Origin of the sequence: Leclercia sp. CFBP8987, from assembly GCF_034044995.2 — a bacterium.
Lineage (GTDB): Bacteria > Pseudomonadota > Gammaproteobacteria > Enterobacterales > Enterobacteriaceae > Enterobacter > Enterobacter tamurae.
Window position 1 is genome coordinate 3038987 of the sequence record NZ_CM188255.1, and the last position, 22222, is coordinate 3061208.

A 22222-nucleotide genomic window follows, 5' to 3' on the forward strand; every position below is an offset into this window, starting at 1 on the left:
CACGACATAAAGTGAGAAATGCAGATTTCAGGCACAAAAAAACCACCTTTCGGTGGTTTCACGACACTGCTTATTGCTTTGATTATTCTTCTTTTTCCCATGGTAGCCGGAGTGGGACTTGAACCCACACAGCGCGAACGCCGAGGGATTTTAAATCCCTTGTGTCTACCGATTCCACCATCCGGCCTCGGGAAGAAAGTGGAGGCGCGTTCCGGAGTCGAACCGGACTAGACGGATTTGCAATCCGCTACATAACCGCTTTGCTAACGCGCCTTAAATCTTTTGTCTTACGACTGACACCCGCTAATGCGACTGTCTTAAATTTGGAGCGGGAAACGAGACTCGAACTCGCGACCCCGACCTTGGCAAGGTCGTGCTCTACCAACTGAGCTATTCCCGCAATCATCAAGTCATTATACTAATCACTTGATTTTGTTATCGACTAACGAACCGTGCCGTCGTTCGATGCGTTGCATTCTACTTACCTGACGTTTTGAGTCAACGTTATTTTTCGCTACTCTGAATCGTTTGCTGAAAATTACGTCGAAACGATCACTGATCAAGCAAATCGCCACGTGCAGCGTTCAAATATTGCAGCATTGACCACAGCGTCAGCACAGCTGATACCATAAACAGAGCGATGCCGGCCCACTCTACCCACTCGTTTGGACGCCACAGCATCCACACCAGCGCGGCCATTTGGGAAGTGGTTTTCACCTTCCCTACCCAGGAAACCGCCACACTGCTGCGTTTACCCAGTTCGGCCATCCACTCACGCAGGGCCGAGATAATAATCTCACGGGCGATCATGGTCGCGGCAGGCAGCGTCACCCACCAGGTGTGGTAATGCTCCACCACCAGCACCATGGCGATGGCGACCATCACCTTGTCCGCGACCGGGTCGAGGAAGGCGCCGAAACGGGTGCTCTGGTTCCAGCGACGCGCCAGATAGCCATCAAACCAGTCGGTGACTGCCGCAATGAAAAAGATCAATGCACAGGCGAAAGGTGCCCAGACGAAGGGCAGATAAAACGCCAGCACAAAGAATGGGATAAGGACGACGCGGAAAAGCGTTAACAACGTAGGGATGTTTAATCGCATAGTGACGGTAACTGTTTGTTGTCAGTAATTATTAGCCCTATGTTGCTACAGAGCCCTCAATGTTTCAACGAGTAGTAGATCTTTTCTGCCAGCCCTTGCGAAATACCCGGCACTTTTGCGATTTCCTCCACGCTGGCGTTGAGTAATCCTTGCAAACCGCCCATGTATTTCAGCAGCATCTGGCGACGCTTTGGCCCGACCCCTTCGATCGTTTCCAGCGTACTGGTGTTTTTCACTTTCGCGCGTTTTTTACGGTGGCCGCCAATCGCGTGATCGTGCGACTCATCGCGAATATGCTGGATAACATGCAGCGCGGGTGCATCCGGCGGCAGGCTAAAGCCCTCCCCTTCCGGCTCCAGGAACAGGGTTTCCAGCCCGGCTTTACGGTCGGTACCTTTTGCCACGCCCAGTAACAGCGGATGATGCTTATCCCAGGGAACGTCCAGTTCGGCGAATACCGATTTAGCCTGGCCGAGCTGCCCTTTCCCCCCGTCTATGATGATGACGTCCGGGATCTTGCTCTCTTCGATGGCTTTACCGTAGCGACGGCGTAATACCTGGTTCATGGCGGCATAGTCATCGCCAGGGGTAATGCCGGTGATATTGTAGCGGCGATATTCCGCACGCACCGGCCCGTTGGCATCGAACACCACGCAGGAGGCCACGGTCTGCTCCCCCATCGTGTGGCTGATATCGAAACACTCCATCCGTTTCACTTCCGGCAGCTGCAGCGTCGTCGCCAGCGCGGCAAGACGCTGATGAATGGTCGACTGCTGCGACAGTTTGGTGCTCAGGGCCGTCGCCGCATTGGTGCGCGCCAGCTTCAGGTAGCGGGCACGATCGCCGCGCGGTTTGGTCTGGACGTTCACTTTACGCCCCGCCAGTTCCGACAGCGAATCGGCCAGCAGCGTCTTATCGCTCAGATTAAAATCGAGCAAAATTTCCGACGGCAGAGTGCGCATCTGGCTACCCTGAAGATAGAACTGGCCGACAAAGGTTTCCACCACTTCGCCCAGCTCGGTGCCGCCCGGCACTTTCGGGAAGTAGCTGCGGCTGCCCAGCACCTTGCCCTGACGGATAAAGAGCACATGGACGCAGGCCATGCCCGCATCAAACGACACGCCAATCACGTCCAGGTCATCACCATTATTGGAGACAAACTGCTTTTCCGTGACCCGACGTACGGCCTGAATCTGATCGCGGATCCGCGCCGCTTCTTCAAAGTTCAGCGCCTGGCTGGCCTTCTCCATACGAGCAATCAATTGGGTCAGGACCTGATCGTCTTTCCCGGCGAGGAACAGGCGCACATAGTCCACCTGCTGCGCATACTCCTCTTCGCTGACCAGCCCTTCCACGCAGGGCCCGAGGCAGCGACCAATCTGATACTGCAGACAGGGGCGGGAGCGGTTGCGATAGACGCTGTTTTCGCACTGGCGAATCGGGAAAATCTTTTGCAGCAGGGCCAGGGTCTCCCGTACGGCATAACCGTTAGGGAATGGGCCGAAGTACTCGCCTTTCGCATGTTTGGCGCCACGATGGGTCGCCAGACGCGGATGAGTATCGCTGCTGAGAAAAATAAACGGATAGGATTTGTCATCGCGCAGCAGCACGTTGTAACGCGGCTGATAGAGCTTGATGTAGTTATGTTCCAGCAACAGCGCTTCGGTCTCTGTGTGGGTCACAGTGACATCGATCTGCTGGATCTGGGCGACCAGCGCCTCTGTTTTGCGGGAAGCAAGATTGCTGCGGAAATAGCTGGAAAGTCGCTTTTTGAGATCTTTCGCTTTTCCGACGTAGATAACCGTCCCGCCGGCGTCATACATCCGGTAGACGCCTGGCTGGCTGGTAACGGTTTTCAGGAAAGCACTGGATTCAAACACATCACTCACTGACTAATTAGGGTCTCGGCATTGCACAGACCATGACGGATGGCCAGGTGAGTGAGTTCAACATCGCCATGGATGTTCAGTTTACTGAACATACGATAGCGGTAGCTATTCACCGTTTTCGGGCTGAGATTAAGCTGCTCGGAGATCTCATTCACCTTTTGGCCTTTGGTAATCATCAGCATAATCTGCAATTCGCGCTCAGACAAACTTGCAAAGGGTGATTCGGTCTTTTCTGGCTCAATCTGGCTGAGGGCCATCTGCTGCGCAATATCGGATGCGATATAGCGTTGCCCGGAAAACACGGAGCGGATCGCATTAACCATCTCCTGAGGGGCAGCGCCTTTGCTTAAATAACCGGCTGCGCCCGCCTGCATTACTTTTGCAGGAAGGGGATTTTCAGTATGAACCGTCAGCATGATGACTTTGGTATCAACCCAGGTACGCGCGATTTTACGCGTCGCTTCCAGGCCGCCAATCCCAGGCATGTTCATGTCCATCAGGACAACATCCGCGGTATTTGACCGGCACCATTTCACGGCGTCTTCACCGCAGCAGGCCTCACCAGCCACTTTAATACCTTTAATATCTTCAAGAATGCGTCGTATCCCTGCGCGCACCAGTTCGTGGTCATCAACAAGAAGGACGTTGATCAAAGGAAATTCTCCAGAATAGGGATAACGGCTACAGACAGTTAATTCGGCATATATTAACGGTTTTTATCCGAAACTGAAAACGTTAAAAAATGCATATCGCCGATATTGCTCCCTTTTTTGGAAATTAACTTGTACATCAACTGGAAACTAAAGCCTTGTGCAATGCGGCTTCGGTCTCTTTTTTCAGGCGGATGTTTTCAAAAACTTACAAAGTTTAATGCGCATATAATGCTGTTAAAATACACCTTTTAAATTTGTAACAATAATTAACCTCTTGCCTACCTTCTCCAAACAATTAACCCACACTAAAGTCTTAGAAAAATCAGAGTTAATGTTTGTTCAATTGAATAAACTAAACGCGAAAAAGTACAAAAAACAAGCACTGCGTTTTTCCTGACGGCTTGTGATATACTCCGCCGCCTTAACTTTGATCTATGCGCAAAAGCGCTGTTTTTATCATGAGGAAAATAAATGAGCACACCTGATTTCGCCACTGCGGAGAATAATCAAGAACTGGCACAGGAAGTCTCCTGCCTGAAATCCCTGCTGACTCTGATGCTGCAGGCGATGGGCCAGGCGGACGCTGGCCGTGTGATCATTAAGATGGAACGCCAGATTGCTGAGATGGAAGATCAGGCTCAGGCCGCGGTATTTTCCGGCACCGTTAAGCAGATCAAACAAGCTTACCGTCAATAAAACAAAAACGGCTGAACGCAGTGCATTCAGCCGTTTACTCGCCTGCCACGCAGAACAGAAGTGTAGTCAGATAATCCCCGTCGCTGCCGCATAGCATGCAATCTGCGTCTTGTTCGGCGCATTGAATTTCTTCTGCATATTTTTCTGATGGAAGTTAACCGTATTTTCAGAAATAGAAAGAATGATCGCTATTTCTGCCGAGGTCTTCCCTTCCGCTGTCCATTTGAGAATCTCTTTCTCGCGCTTGCTGAATTTCATCTCAGGTGGCATCACCATTTCATGTTGCAGCCGTAGCAGCGTGGTCAACGCCAGTTGCACCAGAATTTGCAGACGTAATTCAACCACTTCATTCGCCAGGATATTCACTGGCAGACTGGTGCTGGAGACCGAAAGGAAGCCCATCGCATGATTAGGTAGCATCAGGCATTGCGTGATCCCTTTACGTAGCCCGTGGTCGCGTGCACCGTCCCATAAGGGTTGCGCTTCAGCGAATAACGCATCATTCCAGGGTAAATGCCCGTGAACGAAATTCTCAGGTTTGAGCACCGGATCGATGACGAAATAATTTTCTGCCTGATACTGGGCCATCCACTGTTGCGGATAGGTGGAATGTACCGAGACTTTAGGCCGCGTGAAAGGCACCGGATGACGAACGCAGAGGGAGAAGAAATCATAGCCCAGGTTCTGTGTTTGTCGTTGAAGTTCGGGATATACCTCGTCGGCAGAAGTCATCTCCTGAAAACGTAGGAAGCAGTCCCGCCGCCATGTGAAAAAATCTAAATCCTTCATACTGACTGAATTAAGCCCCTGTAAAAGATAATCATTATTATGGATTCTTAAACTAACACATAAATCTTATTTATATGTATAAAATATCGTCTCAAGGATAATTATCTACACATTTTATGTACTTAGGGCGGTAATAACCGGATAAAATCAGGGGAGCATTCATATACGGGGTGAATATATTGCTCCGGTGAATATTTCCGGAGCAATTAAGAACAAATATGCTATTGCATCAGGAATTTTTCGAGGAATTGCCGGGTACGGGGCTGCTGAGGGTCGGCAAAGAGTGATTTTGCCGGACCCTGCTCCACAATGCGACCCTGATCCATAAAAATAGCCCGGTCCGCCACATCGCGGGCAAAGCTCATCTCATGGGTGACAATCACCAGGGTGCGTTTTTCCTGCGCCAGCTGACGAATGGTGTTCAGCACCTCCCCCACCAGCTCCGGATCCAGCGCCGACGTCGGCTCATCAAACAGAATAACGTCAGGACGCATCGCCAGCGCACGGGCAATGGCCACTCGCTGCTGCTGCCCGCCGGAGAGACGACGCGGATAGCTGGTCTCCTTGCCGGAAAGCCCCACCTTCGCCAGCAGTTCACGAGCGCGGGCAGTGGCTTCATCTTTCGGTTCGCCTTTAACGATCACCGGCCCTTCAATGATGTTTTCCAGCACCGTGCGATGGGGAAACAGATTAAAGCTCTGGAAGACAAAGCCGACATGCTGACGCAGACGGCGAATCAAACTCTTTTGCTGGCTCAGGGACTTGCCGGTATCAATGGTGATCTCACCCACGCGGATAGTTCCGCCTTCCGGATGTTCCAGCAGGTTAATACTGCGCAGCAGCGTGGTTTTACCGGAACCGCTCGGCCCGATGATGGCCACCACTTCGCCCTCCTGCACTTCCAGGTCGATGCCGTGCAGCACCGTCTGGCCATGAAACTTCTTCACCAGGTTTTTAACGTCGATAGCACTCATTTCGGATCACGCTCCTGGCGATTAAGCTGGTTTTCAAAATAGTTCTGCAGCGCCGACAGCACCGTCGCCATCACCCAGTAGATCAGCGAGGCGGCCAGATACATGGTGAAGACCTCCAGCGTACGCGAGGTAATCAGCTGCGCCTGGCGGAACAGCTCCGGTACCTGAATGGTGGCTGCCAGCGAGGTGTCTTTCACCAGGCTGATAAAGCTGTTGCTCAGCGGCGGCAGGGCTACCCGTGCGGCCTGGGGCAGAATGGCCCGGCGCAGGGTTTGCCACGGGGTCATACCGATACTGGCTGCGGCTTCCCACTGCCCTTTTTCAATGGAGGAGATCGCCGCACGCAGGGTTTCCGAAGTATAAGCCGCGGTGTTAAGCGACAGGCCGATCATCGCCGCCGGGATCGGATCGAGCTCGATACCAAACTGCGGCAGGCCGTAATAGATCATAAACAGCTGGGCAATCAGCGGCGTACCGCGAAACACGGAGATATAAAAACGTGCCAGCCAGCGCACCGGCAGCAGCGTTGACATGCGCATCAGGGCCAGGATAAAGCCCAGCACCAGACCAAAGAACATGCCGCCAATACTCAGTTGCAGCGTAAACACCGCACCTTTCAGCAGGTAAGGCAGCGAATCCATCACCAGTTGAATACTTTCTTGCATTATGATTTTTCTGCCTGTGATTTAGACGTGAGGATGGTAGGCAAAGAGAGCCGGTGCCCCGCCAGTATGAATAAACAGGATCGGCCCTTCATCTTTGAAGCGCTTCTGGCTGATGCCGTCGATAAGGCCCGCCATCGCTTTCCCGGTATAGACCGGGTCCAGCAGGATACCTTCCAGACGCGCCAGCAGTTTCACCGCCTCGGTGCCTTCCTCATTTGGGGTGCCGTAGCCCGGCGCGAAGTAGTCATCCCACAGGATGATATCGGCACTGGCGCTCACTTCCAGTTGTTCGGCCACCGCCTGTTGCAGGGTGACCACCTTCGGTTTTTGCTCGGCAACGCTGCGCGAGACGGTAACGCCAATCAGCTCGACGTCCGGCATTAACTGCTCCAGCCCGACCGCCAGTCCGGCATGGGTACCGGCGCTGCCGGAGGCCACCACCACCGAGGAGATCTCCGCCGCCCCTTCACACTGCTGGGCGATCTCCAGCGCGCTTTCAACGTACCCCAGGGCACCCAGCGCGTTCGAGCCGCCCACCGGGATCACATAAGGACGGAAGCCCTGAGCTTCGACGCGGGTGGCCAGCTCATGCAGCTGCGCCACAGGGTCGATCAGCGCATCACACATTTCTATCTGCACATTGAACAGGTCCAGCAGCAGACGGTTGCCGTTGCTGAGGTAGTTTTCTGCCTGGGTGCCAATCGGGTTTTCCAGCAAGGCGATGCAGTGCAGGCCCAACTTTGCCGCCACGGCCGCGGTCTGGCGCACGTGGTTGGACTGGATCGCTCCTGCGGTAATCAGCGTGTCGGCCCCTTCGCGCAGGGCATCTGCCGCAAGGAACTCCAGCTTGCGCAGTTTATTGCCACCCATCGCCATGGGCGTCACGTCATCACGTTTGATGAGGATGTCGCGCCCGAGGTAGTCCGATAAGCGCGGCAAATACTCCAGTGGCGTCGGGGCGCCAATAAATTCGAGGCGCGGAAAACGCGTTAGATTCTGTAATGACATGAAAACCTCCGTAACCCTGTCTAAGTCTCTCTTTTTTATTATGCACGTTGCTGGCGAGGAAATAAAAAAGGCGCTTTGATAAGCGCCTTTTTTTGCATTCAACTGCTTACTTTGTGACGTCTGCCCCGAACCATTTCTCGGAGAGTGCCTTCAGGGTGCCGTCTTTCTGCATCTCAGCAATGGCCCCGTCGACCGCTTTCACCAGATCGTCGTTGTCTTTGCGGATCGCCACGCCAGCTTCCTGACGGGAGAAGGCATCACCGGCCACAGCCAGGGTGTCTTTGGTTTTCTTCACCAGATCCAGCGCCGCCAGACGGTCAACCAGAATGGCATCGATACGGCCTACGCGCAGATCCTGGTATTTGGTCGGGTCATCATCATAGGTACGAATATCGACGCCCTGCACGTTCTGACGCAGCCACTCTTCGTAGTTGGTCCCCAGACCAACACCGACTTTTTTGCCTTTCAGATCGGCGGCAGATTTAATCGAGCCTTCGTTGCCTTTCTTCACCAGCGCCTGGATACCGGAGACGGTATACGGGGTAGAGAAGTCATATTTTTTCTTACGTTCGTCAGAGATGGTGACCTGGTTAATCACCACATCAATACGTTTGGAGTCCAGCGAGGCCAGCATGCCGTCCCATTTGGTCGGCTTCAGCGACGCTTTCACGCCGAGGTGTTTCGCCAGCTCTTCGGCAAACTCCACTTCAAAACCGGTCAGTTTGCCGTCGTCACCCTGATAGCTGAACGGAGGATAGGTGCCTTCCAGCCCAACCAGCAGCGTGCCGCGCTCTTTTACTTTATTTAACAGACCTTCTGCCGCGAACGTTTTCACGCTCATACCGGCAACCAGCGCAACGGCCATTACACCCATCAGCGCCTGACGACCCAGAAGTGCAAATTTCATACTTACCCCGATATCATTGGAATTTTGAGTGTAGTGTAGGGCGTTCGGCCGCAAGGTCAAACACGACTCCGCTACATGTTATTCATTTTTAATATATATCAGAAGTTGTTTCGCGGTGGACTTTCTGCTTCGGCGACACCGGCATTTGCGTTTTAAATTGCGCGTACTTGCGCAGCGCAATCCGGTAGTTGTTGGTGCTGGTTGCAGGCAGCCATGGCTCCAGATTTTCAGCCAGATAGCCGTTGGTCAGTAAGTCACGGGAGATACGCTGTGTGGTCAGATGCTGGCCCAGGCGACGCAGACGCACGACATATTCGCGCACCGTGCCATGGCTCATCTCTGTTTGCTCAAACAGGAATTGCTTAAAGCCGATGATATCGAAAAAGTCGCTCTGCTCCTTGCAGTGCAGATCGCCACAAAAACGACATAACGCCACCCACTCCTTCTGCTCTTCCAGCCATCCGGCTTCATCCAGCAAAGTATCGAGGCGGGAAATCGCAATTTTATTGACGATTTCGCCGCGACGAACCAGCGTGATGCGATCGAGCAGCTTATGGCAATGGGCGCAATGCGTCTGGCTGTGTTTAAAGTCTTTCAGGTAGCGGCTTAATGGCCGTCTTTTAGATTGCTGCACCGTCATGATAACTCCTGGTTGTCAATACGTTGTGCGGCACTTAACGGGTGATAAGGATCACCTATAACTTACCCAGCTTGGTACGTAAGCGTTTAATGGCCTGGCTGTGCAGCTGGCTAACCCGCGACTCCCCTACTTCCAGTACAGCGCCAATCTCCTTGAGATTGAGCTCCTCCTGGTAATAGAGGGTCAGCACCAGCTGCTCGCGTTCCGGTAAAGCTTCGATAGCTTCCATCACGCGCTGGCGTACATTGCCTTCCATTAACTGGTGCAATGGGTTTTCCTGCTGATGATCGTCCGTCACCAGTTCGATGCTATCGCCATGCTCTTCGCGCCACTCATCATAAGAGAAGAGTTGGCTATTATTGGTATCGAGCAACATCTGGCGATAGTCAGCCGTGGAGATCCCCAGACGCTCCGAAACTTCAGTTTCCGTCGCGTTACGTCCGAGCTCTTGCTCCAGCTGCCCCATTGCTTGCGCTACTTCGCGTGCATTGCGTCGGACGCTGCGCGGCACCCAATCCCGGCTGCGCAGTTCGTCCAGCATCGCACCACGAATACGCTGTACTGCGTAAGTCGTAAATGCCGTTCCTTGCAGAGCGTCGTACCGGTCAACTGCATTCAATAACCCGATACCGCCCGCTTGTAGCAGATCGTCCAGTTCCACACTCGCCGGTAGCCGCACCTGAAGCCGCAATGCTTCATGTCGCACCAGCGGAACATAACGCTGCCACAGCGAGTGTTTATCCATTACACCTTCAGCGGTATAGAGTGAATTCACGATAAACAGCCCTGCGTTAGTTGAGTTATCGGCATGATTATCCGTTTCTGGAGGGTTTTTAATCGTGTGAAAAGGGGGGGAAATGGGGGTTTATTTAGGATTTTTGCCCCTTAAGGATCCTGATGGATCCTTAAGGGGTGGGCATTCTGATGTCGATTTGTCGCACCGGTAAGCCCGTTTTTGGCACAAGATCAACCGGCATGTTTAACAAATGGCAAGATATTAAATGGTTACACGGCTTGCCGAGTGAGCGCTGTGCTGCGTCTTTTGCAGGAAGTCCAGACCACGCAGTGCTGTATCAGCGCCTGCCGCATACGTCGACGCTTCTCCCCGCAGGCTGGTCGCAATATCGGCATAATAGTTGGCAAAGGCCTCAATAAAGCCCGCCGGATGCCCGGCTTTGAACCGGCAATACCGTTCATGGTGAGCCACACGGTTTTCACCAGAGGTCCGATCTACCAGCGAGATGCGGCCAGCACTGTCGCTCATACGCAGCACTTCCGGATCCATCTGCACCCACTCGGCGCTACCTTCTGAACCATAGACACGAATGCGCAGCCCGTTACGGTAGCCCATCGCCGCTTTGCCGTACCAGTAGTTACAAACCAGATCGTCGGTGTATCGCGACACAATATGAACGGTATCCACCACGCCCGGAATACGGGCGAAGGTGCTGTTCACGGCATAGACGTCCAGCGCCTGTTTGTTAGTCAGAAACTCCACCATATGGTGAACATGCACCCCTAAATCGAGGGATACCGTCGGGATTGGACCGTCGCTACAGCGCCACGATTGCGGCGTCGCGGCCGAGCCATCGGCCCTGAGCCGGGCAAACCCTTCCTGAGGCATTTCTACCATCACCTGCTGGATCTTGCCCAGTTCTCCGCTCAGCAGACGCTCCCGCAGCTCGCGGATCATTGGATAGCCGCTGTAGTTGTAGGTTACGAAAAGCTTCCCGGCCAGGCGTTCCACTTCGTTAGCAATCTCCTGCGCCTCTTCCACTGTCCCTACTAACGCTTTTTCGCAGATCACCGGCAAGCGATATTCCAGGCAGGCGAGAATAATTTCCCGGTGTGCAGGGGTCGGGGTCAGGATAACCAGCGCATCGAGCTCGGTGTGGCACTCTTCAAGCAATACCATGGCGTCGCGGTAGATCTTCTCCGGCTCAAGGCCCCACTGCTGCCCGGTCTGGAGATTGATCTCCTGATCCCGGCTAAAACACCCGGCAACTAATCTGAAATGCCCATCCATTTGACTGGCGATTTTATGTGTCTGACCGATGGCGGAATTGATGCCGCCACCGATAAACCCCAGAGAAAGTGGCTTATACATCCGAAAGTCCTTCATAAGCATTGAGCAAAAAATAGTCTTTAAGATGCGGCGTCATCTGGCGCAACGCCGCGTCGTCCCTGAACTCTGCAAAAATGAGCCCCGCTCTGTCACCCGGCGCTGGCCCCACCAGGGTGCCCGGCGTGGTCAAGGGGAGCACTTCAATAAGATCGGCAGGCAAGGATTTGAAAGCAAAACCGGTGAACCGCATCGCACGTTCAACAGAGATGGTGTGGCGCGCAATGGCTCTTGTCTGTGCCGGACGGCGCGGAGCGGCCGGGGTCGATTTACCCAGGAACGGCGCGACAAACCAGTCGGCATAGTTCACGCCAGTAGACAATTCAATCAGGCGTGAATAGAGATCGCCCGGACAGCGTCGGGTTAACTCGATAAGCCAGAACTGGCCTTCACTGGCAATAAACTGTGTATGCAGCAGGCCATCGACCAGACGCAGATCGCTGACGATGCTCTGCATGCATTCGCTGACGCTATCACGCATCCCGGAGGACAAATTTTGGCTGAGGCTGCTACTATTCACCTGCCAGGGGTAGACCGTGCAGTATTCGTCGACAAAAAACTCGCAGACGATCGCTCCGTTGCGAATAAACGCAGAGTGGCTGTAGAGCGCACCTTCGCAAAAGTTTTCCACCACGTACTGTTTGCCTGGCGAGGCGCTGCGCGCGGTATCAATCGCCGCATCCAGCATTGCCCAGTCGGTCACTTTAGTGATGCCGTTGCCGCTATAAGCATCAACAGGCTTAACCAGTAACGGTAAGGTTAATTGTCGTGCCTGCGCGGCGGTCCACGCTGCCTGCGGCACAGGCAAGCCTTTGCTCAGCGCCCAGGCACGGAACCTATCTTTCAGGAAAATCGTGTCGCTGACATCAGGGGCATCAAAGCCCGGCAATCCCAGGGAATGGGCAACCCGACAGCCACTCAGGTAGGAGACATCGGTCACGCCAGGAAGCAGTGCCGCAACCTGATGTTGTTGGGCGATCTTCAACACCGCCTCGCTGTCGGCGTAGTTCTGATTACAGGTTATATCTGCCGTCTGCATCCCGGCGTCCTGAGCTTTACCGCTGCACACAAGCGTCATGAAACCGGCGGTTTTTACCGCCCATTGCAGGGGTAACGACGCAAAACCGGCATCAAGCATTAGCGCCGTTTTCGGGTAGCTCATACTGCCACCCCGCTAACTTCAACCACCTCGTAGCGGGCGGCAAAGGCGGTTCGCCGGATCACATCCACCACGTGCTGTTGATCTTCTCTGCTCAGGCCAGGATAGATCGGCAGACAGAGCACTTTAGCGGCGATCTCATTAGCCACCGGAAGGTTCGTCTCCGACGCTGTGGGAAGCGTGCTGTACATGGCAAATGATGTGATAAGTGGGTAGAAGTAGCGGCGGGTCATGATGCCCTCGTCCTTCATACTTTCGTACAGCGCATCGCGGTCAATGCCAAATTCTGGTTCAACCAGAATGGGGAAATAGGCATAGTTCCAGGTCACATCAGCAGGAACGCTGATTTGAGTGATTCCCTCCACGCCATCAAGCAGTTGACGATAGTTATCGGCAATGGCTTTACGTTCAACCAGGGCTTGATCAATATAGTTAAGTTGCAGCATGCCAAACGCTGCTTCCACTTCATTCATCTTGGCGTTGATACCCGGCGCAACCACACGAGTTTCCCCGGCAAAACCAAAGTTTTTAAGGTAGTCGATACGCTGTTTGGTTTTGGCATCATGGCTGACAATGGCTCCTCCCTCGAAGGTATTGAACACCTTAGTGGCATGGAAGCTCAGTACCGAGAGATCGCCGTGATTCAGCACGCTGATACCCTCTTTTTTCACCCCAAAGCAGTGGGCTGCATCATAAATAACCTTCAGGCCGTAGATGTCGGCAATTTGCTGAATTTTGTCCATTTCGCACGGCACGCCATAGCAGTGTACCGGCATGATTGCCGTGGTCTGCGGGGTGATCAACGCTTCGATCTTACGAGGATCAATGTTGTAAGTGTGCGGATCAATATCCGCAAAAACCGGCGTCAGCTTGTTCCACAGCAGGCTATGAGAGGTCGCGACGAAAGAGTAAGGCGTTGTGATCACCTCCCCTGTTAAACGCAGTGCCTGAAAGGCCGTCAGTAGCGCCAGCGTGCCGTTGGCAAACAGTGAGATATATTTCACGCCAAGGTAGTCGGCTAAAGCCTGTTCCAGCTGCTGGTGAAAGGGGCCGCCGTTGGTCAGTTGCTTGTTCTGCCAAATCTGCTCCAGATAAGGAATAAACTCTTCCAGCGGTGGCAATAACGGGCTCGTCACATAAATCTTACTCATATCGCACCTCAGTGTTTATACCGTTAATCCGTCGCGCAAGCGGCTGGATGTGTTATCCAATTCATTTCCCGGGTTCTCATCAGCAACGATAAACGTACGGGGTTTTTCACCACGACAATATATTTCCCATGCTTTACGAAGTACCTTTTCAAAATTCTCGGAAATATTAAAATCGGGCTCATTTTCGCTCGGAATCCGTGCACGGATCCCCTGACGAATTGCCGCGAGTTCTGGAATATGATCCCGCCACGCAATCGCCTTGCTGATATACTCCTGGATATCTTCAGCAATAAATTGTTCAAGCCCATATGAACCCATAATATCAACACCCTGCAGGCTGGGGATTGTCGGCCCATTTATCGTTATTGTCGGCACGCCCATCCATGCACCATGATGTGTTGTTGTTCCGCCGGTATAGGGGAATGCATCCAGTAAAATATCAATGTCATGATGGTAAGCGAGGTACTCTTCCATTTTGGCAAGTCCCCTGAAAAGTAATCTGTCTTCCGTAATTCCCCGGCTTTGCATACGTTGTTTCGTTGCCGCAATCATCTGCCCGTCTGTCATGTTTCCTAGCAACAACTTGGCCTCGGGATAGCCCCGTAAAATAGTTGCCCATGCATCAAGAACATGATCGTTAATTTTTTTTGTGCGATTAAAACTTGCAAATGTAATAAAGCCATTGCGTAACGCAGGCAGCGCATTAACATCCGGGCAATGTGGATGCGGTTCAAAACACTTACGGGTTTCGAAAAATATCACCTTTTCGGAAAGTTGTTTGGCAAGCACTTGAGAGCGGGCAAGGTTTGTGGACAGTAAAATATAATCCATATGTTTAATGCCGGTCGTGCCGGGATAACCTATCCAGGTAAACTGGACCGGCGCTGGGCGAAGAGCAAAAACCGGCAGACGGTTATATGCAGTATGCCCGGACAAGTCGAATAAAATATCAACGCTGTCTTCGACAATCATCCTGGCGAGTTCAATATCGCTAATCGCATCAACCTGCCGCCATAGGGTGGATGTCTCTCTGAAATGCTGAGAAACAGCATCGTTCGTTAAAAATGTGCTGTAAGATACAACATCAAATTTTTCACGATCTAATGCATTCCAGTACGGTAGCAGAAAATTAGCGACGGGATGGTTGCGTAAGTCTCCGGAGATAAAGCCCAGTCGAAGCTTGCGATGCGGGTCCTTGACATTGTCGAGCACCAATTTTATCCCGCTCTCTTCTGCCCACTTATCAGCAAGACGACCATATTCCAGATGTTTTTCCAGCAGGGCTTCGGATTCAATACCAGGATCGTGACTCATTATAAATAACAAGTTACTAAAATGACCAAAGTTAAAATCACTAATCTCAACGGCCTTTTCCATGAAATAGCGTGCTTCAGCCATTTTATGATTATCACTTAGCACAATCCCGGTCCACGCAAGAGAACTGGCAGTCGGATGCTGGAATCGCATGATTTGACGACAGCAACTCTCGGCTAAGGTCATATCACCATAGGCATGATGAAGAGAAGCGAGACTCAGCCAGTAATCAATATTTTTACGATTCAGGCGAAGCAATGTGCGGGCAATATTTCGGGCCCCATAATACTCTCGCTTTCGCTGCAGGACCGTTGCCAGATCATGATAAATATCCAGGCTGGAGAAATAATATCCCATCAATTTACAGAGAGAGATTAAGCCGTCATCCCATGCATAGGTTAAAACGCAAGTACGAGAGTAACAACGCAGTATATGGATGTTTTCAGGATCCTGTACCATTAACTCATGTGCATACTCTCTGGCTTCTCTGGAGCATCCTTTATTAATGAGCTCATTAACGTGATGATAAATAGCATCAACATCCGGATCGACTAAAACGGAATCCGCAATGTCATCATTTATCATTCCACCTTGTTCCTGGCCGACACTCAATAATAACAGGAGAGATAGCTGAGATATTAAAACATCGGTCATGCCTGCACGAAGAAAACATTGCATCTGTTTTTTCCACGCGCCAGGCGAACCAGTGAGTAGTCCTTTCATTTTCAATGAAGAAAAAAGTTCCCAGCCAGGCTGGTCCATAGCCTGCATTTCGTCCTGAATATAATCCCACTCTTCAGGCGTTAACAGAACTGACTCGCCCCACAGATTCATCAGGGTGATATCGTTAGCAGGACGTACAGCGGGTAATAACCCCACCGGTAATAATGTGTCATTCTGCGCCGCATTATATATACCCGGTGAAGCACTCCAGAAAAGCCCTTCAGCGCAGGTCATAAACAGCGTCTTCAATGATTCCCACACACTTTCCTGGGCATCATCTTGTTTTTCAGGCGCACTGCAGTTAAATGCCAACTGTTTAAAGCTTAACGACATTGGCCATGCACTGCCCAACAGCTCCATGATGCGAATGATTTCGCCATTGTCGGTACGGATTAGCTTGCCGTTACTGGTTTTGAATAAATGAGATGCTTTTTCCGAATGGGTCTCTACCGGTATAAAACATCCAGCCCAGTGCAGATTTTTTAACTGGCTCAGGTTCGGCGTAACCGAAGGCGTGGTGATATGTTGGTGGCAAAGAAGGGTAAAACGCTCCTGACGCTGAACAGCATAATCAAGATACTGTTGCGCCATGGATCGACTGGCACCATTGCTGACGGCAGCGAGCATTTGCTCAATATCAGAGTTGTAATAACTCCCTGACTCGTACTGGGGCATCAGATCCCCAAGAAACTGCAAACCCATTGCTTCAGCCTGTAAACTGAATCCATCAATGTTACAGGCACCGTCGGTCGCGTATAGGTAGGCCAGTGTCAGGGTTGTATCATCCATGCTCTCGGCGGCGAGGACTTCGTTCTTCAACTCCCCGTCTTCCAGCGTAATTAGCATAAAACTCAACATGGCGCGGGCTGTTGCAAGGGGATCGCTTCCCTCTTCTGCACGCGCAAGATGAAAGCGTAGCGCCTCACCTAACGAAACGCGGGCCATGCCTCCCGGCAGTACTGACCACTTTATCGTGATAACGCCGTTGGAAGATAAATGCGCCTTACTCCATTCGAGCAATGCTTCCCGCTCGACTTTTCCAAGAAATGAAAATTTCTGATGAATGATAATGTAATCAAACTCGCCGGGATCGGCCGCGAGGAGATCGCCTAATCCCGCAGCAAACAATTCGACGTTAGCACATCCAAGCCCTGCGGCATGCTGCTGCCCCTGCAGAATATCCTGTTCATCCACATCGATACCGATAGCAATGCTCTCAGGATTGGCATAGGCATGCATAATGAGCCGGGATGCCGTACCACAGCCAACCTCCATAATTCGGGCGGTGGCAGGAAGTGGTGTCGCAAGATCATTAAGTGCTGCGGCAGCATGAATAGTCTCGGGTGTAACCCGATAGCTCGGATAGAGAGTCGTCACGTTTATTCCAGATCGTCGTTGTTCTAATGGCACAGTAAAGGTTTAGCGTTGATATTTTTGAATAAGTGACGCTTTTACATCCTTATAAGGCCCTACTGCACTCTCGACGACCCAGCAGAAAACATCAGGTCCATACTGGCTATCGAGTAATGAGGTACGTTCAGGTCGGGAGATCAACAGCTGATCCGTCGCCGCGAGCTTGTCCAGACTTGCAAAGAGTGCCACCTGCTCCAGACCTGGGACATAGTTACCGCTAACAAGGTTGGCATCGATAAAACTTGCAACCCGATCGAAGTATCGTTGAGCGACCCCACCGGGTTTTGCATAGATGAATCCAGCAAAAACCGCTTCCCAGAATGGTGAGGTTTCACTGTGTAATAACATCAGCGGCGTCTCTGACGCTTCCCAGCGTTGGCGCATCAATACGTTGGCGTTGATAGCCATAATCGGCGTACCGAATGTCAGCAATGCATGACGCAGGAAAATGATGCGTCGGGATGCATAGCTGATGGACATGGCATCATTACTCGCAATTTTTTCGTGGCTGGCAGAGATATGGAGTTCAGGCAGTTGCTCACAAAGCGACATTACGCTCTGCTTAACTTCATCATCACAGTTGAAGAGATGCAGATGCACATCAAGTCCGACACGGTTGGTTTCATAGACAGAGTAAATCAGCGGCACAGCATGTTCGAAATAATCAAACTTATCGCAGGCAACCAGCACCGTCGTTTTGGCAGTTGCTTTTTTTTCGACCCACTCTTCGTAAACAGCGTCCGTAATTACATACTCGCTGTTATTGAGTGGTCTGAAATCGATATAGGAATCTGGTATCCCCCCGAGCATATAAATGCCGCAGGTGATCATCAATAACGCCATCGGATCCTCGCCAATGAGAGAGGCATCCTCGGTCAGAGCTTGAATGACGACCATCGCCTGATTGAAGTCATTCTCCATCAGACAAATGAGCAACAGAATTTTAAGCACCGGCCCTGACTTGCTGACTAACGAAAGATTGTTGTTGATTAAAAAAAGTGCTGACGAGATTTCATTAACGCGGAAAAGGATCTGGATCGCGGCAACAAGATAGTTAACGTTATTATCGCCTTTTAATGCCGCGACAACGTAATCGATAATTTGGGCACCCGTTTCTGGCGACAGCTGTTGACGGTCTTCTGACTCCGTCTCGTCAAGCGCATGGTTTGCAAGAACGATCGCACACAGAAGGTGCTTTAAGGCCTGCTCTTTTTCTGGCTCCAGCCCGGTCTTCACATCCCGGATTTGAGGTTCCAGGCGTGCAAGGTTAGTGCTTTTAAAACTAAAGATCTCCGCCACGATATGCGCAGGCATAACATCTGTTTCCGGCAGCTCAATCATCCTGGTAAAAAGATTGCGGTAAAACTGACGCACTGCCCGGCTACGTGCAAATTCACTCATCGTAATAACTCATCGGTAAATGTCGTCAGACGACCTGAAAGGAGATTTTACGCAGAGTAGCACTGCACTATGAGGGCCTATGCCGGGAAAACACCGCTAATTGCGGTCTTATTTTGCACATAACGACATGGGCGGTTCTGGATAAATAACATAAAAAAAAGGCTGCTGTTTCCAGCAACCTTTTTTGAATTTATAGCGTCTATTAACGCAGCAGGGACAGCATAGCCTGTGGAACCTGGTTTGCCTGAGACAGCACGGAAGTACCAGCCTGCTGCAGGATCTGCGCGCGAGACATGTTGGAAACTTCGGTCGCGTAGTCAGCATCCTGGATACGGGACTGTGCAGCAGACAGGTTAGAGATAGAGTTGTTCAGGTTGTTGATGGTAGATTCGAAACGGTTCTGAATCGCACCCATGTTTGAACGAGCTGTATCAATTTTGCTGATTGCGTTGTCAGCTGCAGTGATGAACGCTTTAGCAGTTGAGTTGTTGGTGATAGTACCGGTCAGGCCAGAGTCGAGGCTGGTCGCTTTAGCGTCGATCAGAGCACCAGTAGTGATAGCGATGGTATCAGTTGCACCGGTACCTGCACCCACCTGGATGTTCAGGGAAGCAGTCAGGCTACCATCCAGCAGTTTTTTGCCGTTGAAGTTAGCTGCGCCAGCGATACGGTCGATTTCACCCAGACGCTGTGTGATTTCAGTGCTGACAGAAGCGTAGTCAGTAGTACCGTTGGTGTCGTTCGCAGCCTGAACAGCCAGCTCACGGATACGCTGTAAGTTGCTGTTGATTTCGTTCAGGTTACCTTCAGCAGTCTGAACCAGGGAGATACCGTCGTTGGCGTTACGCGCCGCCTGAGTCATCCCTTTAACCTGAGCGGTCATACGGTTAGCAATCGCCTGACCAGCTGCATCGTCTTTAGAGCTGTTGATACGCAGACCGGAGGACAGACGCTCGATAGCAGTGCCCAGGGAAGACTGAGATTTGTTCAGGTTGTTCTGAGTGGTCAGGGACAACAGGTTAGTATTGATAACGGCCATAATTTTAATTCCTTAAACAAAAATGGTTTCTAGGTCGGTGCCTAACACTCACGGCGTCTCTCACCGTCAACAAGGTTATCGACGCCCTGGCAACAGACTTTAGAAAATATCTAATAAAAAATTTAAATTATTGTTTTTTAATGTAATTTTTTTAATTTAATTTCTTAAAGTGCTTTGTCATTGCCTGAATCAACGGCAAAATACGCTAATAAGGGGGAGTTATTGCCCGATTTATTTTTTTCCTTATAGCGTAAACTTTTCGCTGTTTTGGCCGATAGAGGTCTGAAACAACCATTGGAAAGGAATTAATTATGGCGACTATTAGCAACCTTGGGGTGGGGATGCCGGGTTTATCAGACCTGTACGATAAATTACAGGCTGCGGAAGAGACGAAGCTCACGGCTATCGCTACACAGAAAACCAAGTATGACGCGCAGATCACCGGCTACGGCAAACTGCAAAGCGCCCTGACCAATCTGCAAACAGCTGCCGCTAAACTGGCCAAGACAGACACATGGAACTCAACGTCTGTTACCAGCACCAATACCGCCTTCGCCGCGACCACGTCTACGAATGCGAACGTTGGCGAATTCACGATTAACGTCAATAAAATTGCTAAGGGCCAGGTTCTCACTACCGCTCCCGGCACCATCGACAGCAATACCAAACAGCTGGGTGAAACCACCGGTGCAAATCGCACTATTACTATCACCCAGGCCGGCGCCGACAGCAAACCACTGACCGTGACGCTCGCCGACGGCGATACCTCCCTGAACGGGATTGCCAAAGCCATCAACGCGGCCAACGGCAACGTTACAGCCAGTATTGTCAAAGCGGATGACGGTGATTACCGTCTGATGCTGTCATCAAAAACCACCGGCACCGATTCGGATATGACCGTGACGGTCACTGGCGATGACACGCTGAACGCGGTTATCGGCAGCGCTGCGCTCAATGAGCAGGTTAAATCCCAGAATGCCGTCGTCAACGTTAACGGCATTGAAATTATCCGTCAGAGTAATACGGTGACCGACGCGCTGCCTGGGGTGACCTTAACCCTGAAAGCGCCGAGCACCGCTGATGAGACGCTGTCAGTCACGCGTTCCACCGACGATAACAAGAAAGCCGTTACCGATTGGGTTACCGCCTATAACGCCCTGCAATCGACCATTACGTCTCTGACCAAATATGAACCGCCTGCCACGGGTGCCACCGCACAGAACTCCAGCAATGGCGTGCTGATGGGTGACAGCACTATCAGAGGAGTACAGTCAGATCTGCGTGCTTTATTGACCAATGTGCAGACCGGCTCGTATGCGATCATGGCGCAGTTGGGTATCACTCAGGACCCGCTGAAAGGGGCTGACGGCACGTTCGGCAATCTTAAGATTGACGACAAGAAGTTAACCCAGGCGCTGACAGATAACCCGGCTGGCGTACAAGCCTATTTTGTTGGGGACGGTAAAACCACCGGTTTCGCCACCCAAATGAATAGCAAACTGACGGACATGCTGAGCACCTCCGTGGGTAAAGAAGGCGTTATTCAAAATGCGAAAGATGGCATTAACGCCACGCTGAAAACCATTGGCAAACGTTACGACGCGATGGAACTGTCCATTGAAGCCACAATGGCCCGGTATAAAAAGCAGTTCAGCGATTTAGATTCGCTGGTCACCAAATTCAACGGAACTGCTTCCTACCTGACCTCGCAGTTCAGTAACAATTAATAAAGGAACCGATATGTATAGCAATTCTGGTGTTCAGGCCTATCAGAAGGTAGGTCTTGAATCTGCCGTCTTGAGTGCCAGCCCACACCAGTTAGTTGTCATGCTGTTTGACGGTGCCCACAGCGCGCTGGTAAGAGCGCGCCTTTTCCTTGAGCAGGGGAATATTCCTGCTAAAGGAGAAGCCCTGTCTAAAGCCATCAACATCATTGACAATGGCTTAAAGGCTGGCCTGAACATGGAGGTCGAAAGTGACTTGCCGGAAAATCTCGCCGCGCTGTATGACTACATGGTTCGCCGTTTATTACACGCGAACTTACGTAATGATGCAGAGGCGATCGTCGAGGTTGAGGTTTTACTGAATAACATTGCGGACGCGTGGAAACAAATCGGCCCCAATGCTACCTCCATTTCAGGATAATTTTTGATGAACAACCCTAGCACTGCTCTTAACAACTGGCATGCCCTGCATGCCCTGAGTATTGCCATGCTGAAACTAGCTCATTCCGGTCAGTGGGATGAGCTGGTTGAAAAAGAGACGGAGTACGTTAAGTTAGTCGAAAGTATCGGACAGAACGCCATCTCGGCCTGTCCGCCAGCGCAAATTGAGCAGGCACGCTTTCTCCTCGAAAAGGTGCTGCAAAATGAAACTGAACTGAAAGCGTTGCTGACGGACAGAATGAGTGAACTGCGCCAGCTGATCACCCAGACCGGTAAACAGCAATCGGTCACGTCTACGTATGGCAAACTGTCAGGCAATATTCTTTATCCGGAAAATTTAACCCGCGACCTCCCGTTATGATTCTTATGTTCCATACTCCAGAGGTCAGCCGAAACGGCTTCTGGAGCACGGA

20 protein-coding genes and 3 tRNA genes are annotated in these 22222 nt (G+C 51.5%); 4 read left to right on the top strand and 19 right to left on the bottom strand.

Annotated features, from left to right (window positions below; genetic code table 11):
- Positions 1 to 100 precede the first annotated feature (100 nt).
- The 6 genes from SOM40_RS14750 to uvrY all read right to left on the bottom strand — a co-directional run bounded on the left by SOM40_RS14750 (position 101) and on the right by uvrY (position 3643).
- Positions 101 to 187: transfer RNA gene (locus tag SOM40_RS14750), tRNA-Leu, on the bottom strand.
- Positions 188 to 199: 12 nt separating this feature from the next.
- Positions 200 to 273, bottom strand: a tRNA-Cys gene (locus tag SOM40_RS14755).
- A gap of 51 nt (positions 274 to 324) precedes the next feature.
- Positions 325 to 400: transfer RNA gene (locus SOM40_RS14760), tRNA-Gly, on the bottom strand.
- Positions 401 to 552: 152 nt separating this feature from the next.
- Positions 553 to 1101, bottom strand: coding sequence for a CDP-diacylglycerol--glycerol-3-phosphate 3-phosphatidyltransferase (gene pgsA, locus SOM40_RS14765; RefSeq protein ID WP_106993388.1), 549 nt, complete (start codon positions 1099 to 1101; stop codon positions 553 to 555).
- A gap of 56 nt (positions 1102 to 1157) precedes the next feature.
- Complete coding sequence (gene uvrC / locus SOM40_RS14770; RefSeq protein ID WP_106993389.1) at positions 1158 to 2990, bottom strand: excinuclease ABC subunit UvrC; 1833 nt, start codon at positions 2988 to 2990, stop codon at positions 1158 to 1160.
- Positions 2987 to 3643 (bottom strand): UvrY/SirA/GacA family response regulator transcription factor, encoded by a 657-nt coding sequence (gene uvrY / locus SOM40_RS14775; RefSeq protein ID WP_106993390.1) that lies wholly within the window; start codon positions 3641 to 3643, stop codon positions 2987 to 2989. Before uvrY ends, uvrC begins: the two co-directional genes overlap by 4 nt.
- 471 nt (positions 3644 to 4114) lie before the next feature.
- Between uvrY and SOM40_RS14780 the strand changes: the two genes are divergently transcribed.
- The gene (locus tag SOM40_RS14780; RefSeq protein ID WP_106993391.1) at positions 4115 to 4339 is read left to right on the top strand and encodes a DUF2594 family protein; all 225 of its coding nucleotides are present in this window, start codon (positions 4115 to 4117) and stop codon (positions 4337 to 4339) included.
- 66 nt (positions 4340 to 4405) lie between these two features.
- Here the strand turns inward: SOM40_RS14780 and sdiA are convergent, their stop codons facing one another.
- The 13 genes from sdiA to SOM40_RS14845 form a co-directional block, all read right to left on the bottom strand.
- The gene (sdiA, locus tag SOM40_RS14785; protein ID WP_261644087.1) at positions 4406 to 5128 is read right to left on the bottom strand and encodes a quorum-sensing transcriptional regulator SdiA; all 723 of its coding nucleotides are present in this window, start codon (positions 5126 to 5128) and stop codon (positions 4406 to 4408) included.
- A gap of 221 nt (positions 5129 to 5349) precedes the next feature.
- A complete protein-coding gene (gene tcyN / locus SOM40_RS14790) occupies positions 5350 to 6102 on the bottom strand; it encodes an L-cystine ABC transporter ATP-binding protein TcyN (protein ID WP_106993393.1) in 753 nt (250 codons plus the stop codon).
- Complete coding sequence (tcyL, locus tag SOM40_RS14795; protein WP_106993394.1) at positions 6099 to 6767, bottom strand: cystine ABC transporter permease; 669 nt, start codon at positions 6765 to 6767, stop codon at positions 6099 to 6101. The genes tcyN and tcyL overlap by 4 nt, the downstream gene beginning before the upstream one ends.
- 21 nt (positions 6768 to 6788) lie before the next feature.
- Positions 6789 to 7775, bottom strand: a complete 987-nt coding sequence (gene dcyD, locus SOM40_RS14800; RefSeq protein ID WP_320530250.1) for a D-cysteine desulfhydrase — start codon at positions 7773 to 7775, stop codon at positions 6789 to 6791.
- A 106-nt stretch (positions 7776 to 7881) separates the two neighbouring features.
- A complete protein-coding gene (gene tcyJ / locus SOM40_RS14805; protein ID WP_106993396.1) occupies positions 7882 to 8682 on the bottom strand; it encodes a cystine ABC transporter substrate-binding protein in 801 nt (266 codons plus the stop codon).
- Positions 8683 to 8770: 88 nt separating this feature from the next.
- Complete coding sequence (gene fliZ, locus SOM40_RS14810; RefSeq protein ID WP_320530251.1) at positions 8771 to 9322, bottom strand: flagella biosynthesis regulatory protein FliZ; 552 nt, start codon at positions 9320 to 9322, stop codon at positions 8771 to 8773.
- Between the two features lie 55 nt (positions 9323 to 9377).
- Positions 9378 to 10097: an RNA polymerase sigma factor FliA gene (gene fliA / locus SOM40_RS14815; RefSeq protein ID WP_032612078.1), complete on the bottom strand. Its 720-nt coding sequence runs from the start codon at positions 10095 to 10097 to the stop codon at positions 9378 to 9380.
- Positions 10098 to 10319: 222 nt separating this feature from the next.
- On the bottom strand, positions 10320 to 11429 hold the full coding sequence (locus SOM40_RS14820) for a Gfo/Idh/MocA family protein (RefSeq protein WP_320530252.1): 1110 nt from the start codon (positions 11427 to 11429) through the stop codon (positions 10320 to 10322).
- Positions 11422 to 12606 (bottom strand): ATP-grasp domain-containing protein, encoded by a 1185-nt coding sequence (locus SOM40_RS14825; RefSeq protein WP_320530253.1) that lies wholly within the window; start codon positions 12604 to 12606, stop codon positions 11422 to 11424. The genes SOM40_RS14820 and SOM40_RS14825 overlap by 8 nt, the downstream gene beginning before the upstream one ends.
- Positions 12603 to 13754: a DegT/DnrJ/EryC1/StrS family aminotransferase gene (locus tag SOM40_RS14830; RefSeq protein WP_320530254.1), complete on the bottom strand. Its 1152-nt coding sequence runs from the start codon at positions 13752 to 13754 to the stop codon at positions 12603 to 12605. Before SOM40_RS14830 ends, SOM40_RS14825 begins: the two co-directional genes overlap by 4 nt.
- Before the next feature lie 15 nt (positions 13755 to 13769).
- Positions 13770 to 17168: an O-linked N-acetylglucosamine transferase family protein gene (locus SOM40_RS14835; protein WP_320530255.1), complete on the bottom strand. Its 3399-nt coding sequence runs from the start codon at positions 17166 to 17168 to the stop codon at positions 13770 to 13772.
- Positions 17169 to 17210: 42 nt separating this feature from the next.
- Positions 17211 to 18605, bottom strand: coding sequence for a hypothetical protein (locus SOM40_RS14840; protein ID WP_320530256.1), 1395 nt, complete (start codon positions 18603 to 18605; stop codon positions 17211 to 17213).
- Positions 18606 to 18807: 202 nt separating this feature from the next.
- A complete protein-coding gene (locus SOM40_RS14845; protein ID WP_320530257.1) occupies positions 18808 to 19644 on the bottom strand; it encodes a flagellin N-terminal helical domain-containing protein in 837 nt (278 codons plus the stop codon).
- A gap of 311 nt (positions 19645 to 19955) precedes the next feature.
- Between SOM40_RS14845 and fliD the strand changes: the two genes are divergently transcribed.
- The 3 genes from fliD to fliT are packed head-to-tail and all read left to right on the top strand — an operon-like array spanning position 19956 to position 22170.
- Positions 19956 to 21371 carry a flagellar filament capping protein FliD gene (gene fliD, locus SOM40_RS14850; RefSeq protein ID WP_106993412.1) on the top strand — a complete coding sequence of 472 codons (1416 nt, stop codon included), beginning with the start codon at positions 19956 to 19958 and terminating at the stop codon, positions 21369 to 21371.
- A 13-nt stretch (positions 21372 to 21384) separates the two neighbouring features.
- Entirely contained in the window at positions 21385 to 21789 is a 405-nt protein-coding gene (gene fliS, locus SOM40_RS14855) for a flagellar export chaperone FliS (RefSeq protein ID WP_106993413.1), read from the top strand.
- 6 nt (positions 21790 to 21795) lie between these two features.
- On the top strand, positions 21796 to 22170 hold the full coding sequence (fliT, locus tag SOM40_RS14860) for a flagella biosynthesis regulatory protein FliT (RefSeq protein WP_106993414.1): 375 nt from the start codon (positions 21796 to 21798) through the stop codon (positions 22168 to 22170).
- Positions 22171 to 22222 lie beyond the last annotated feature (52 nt).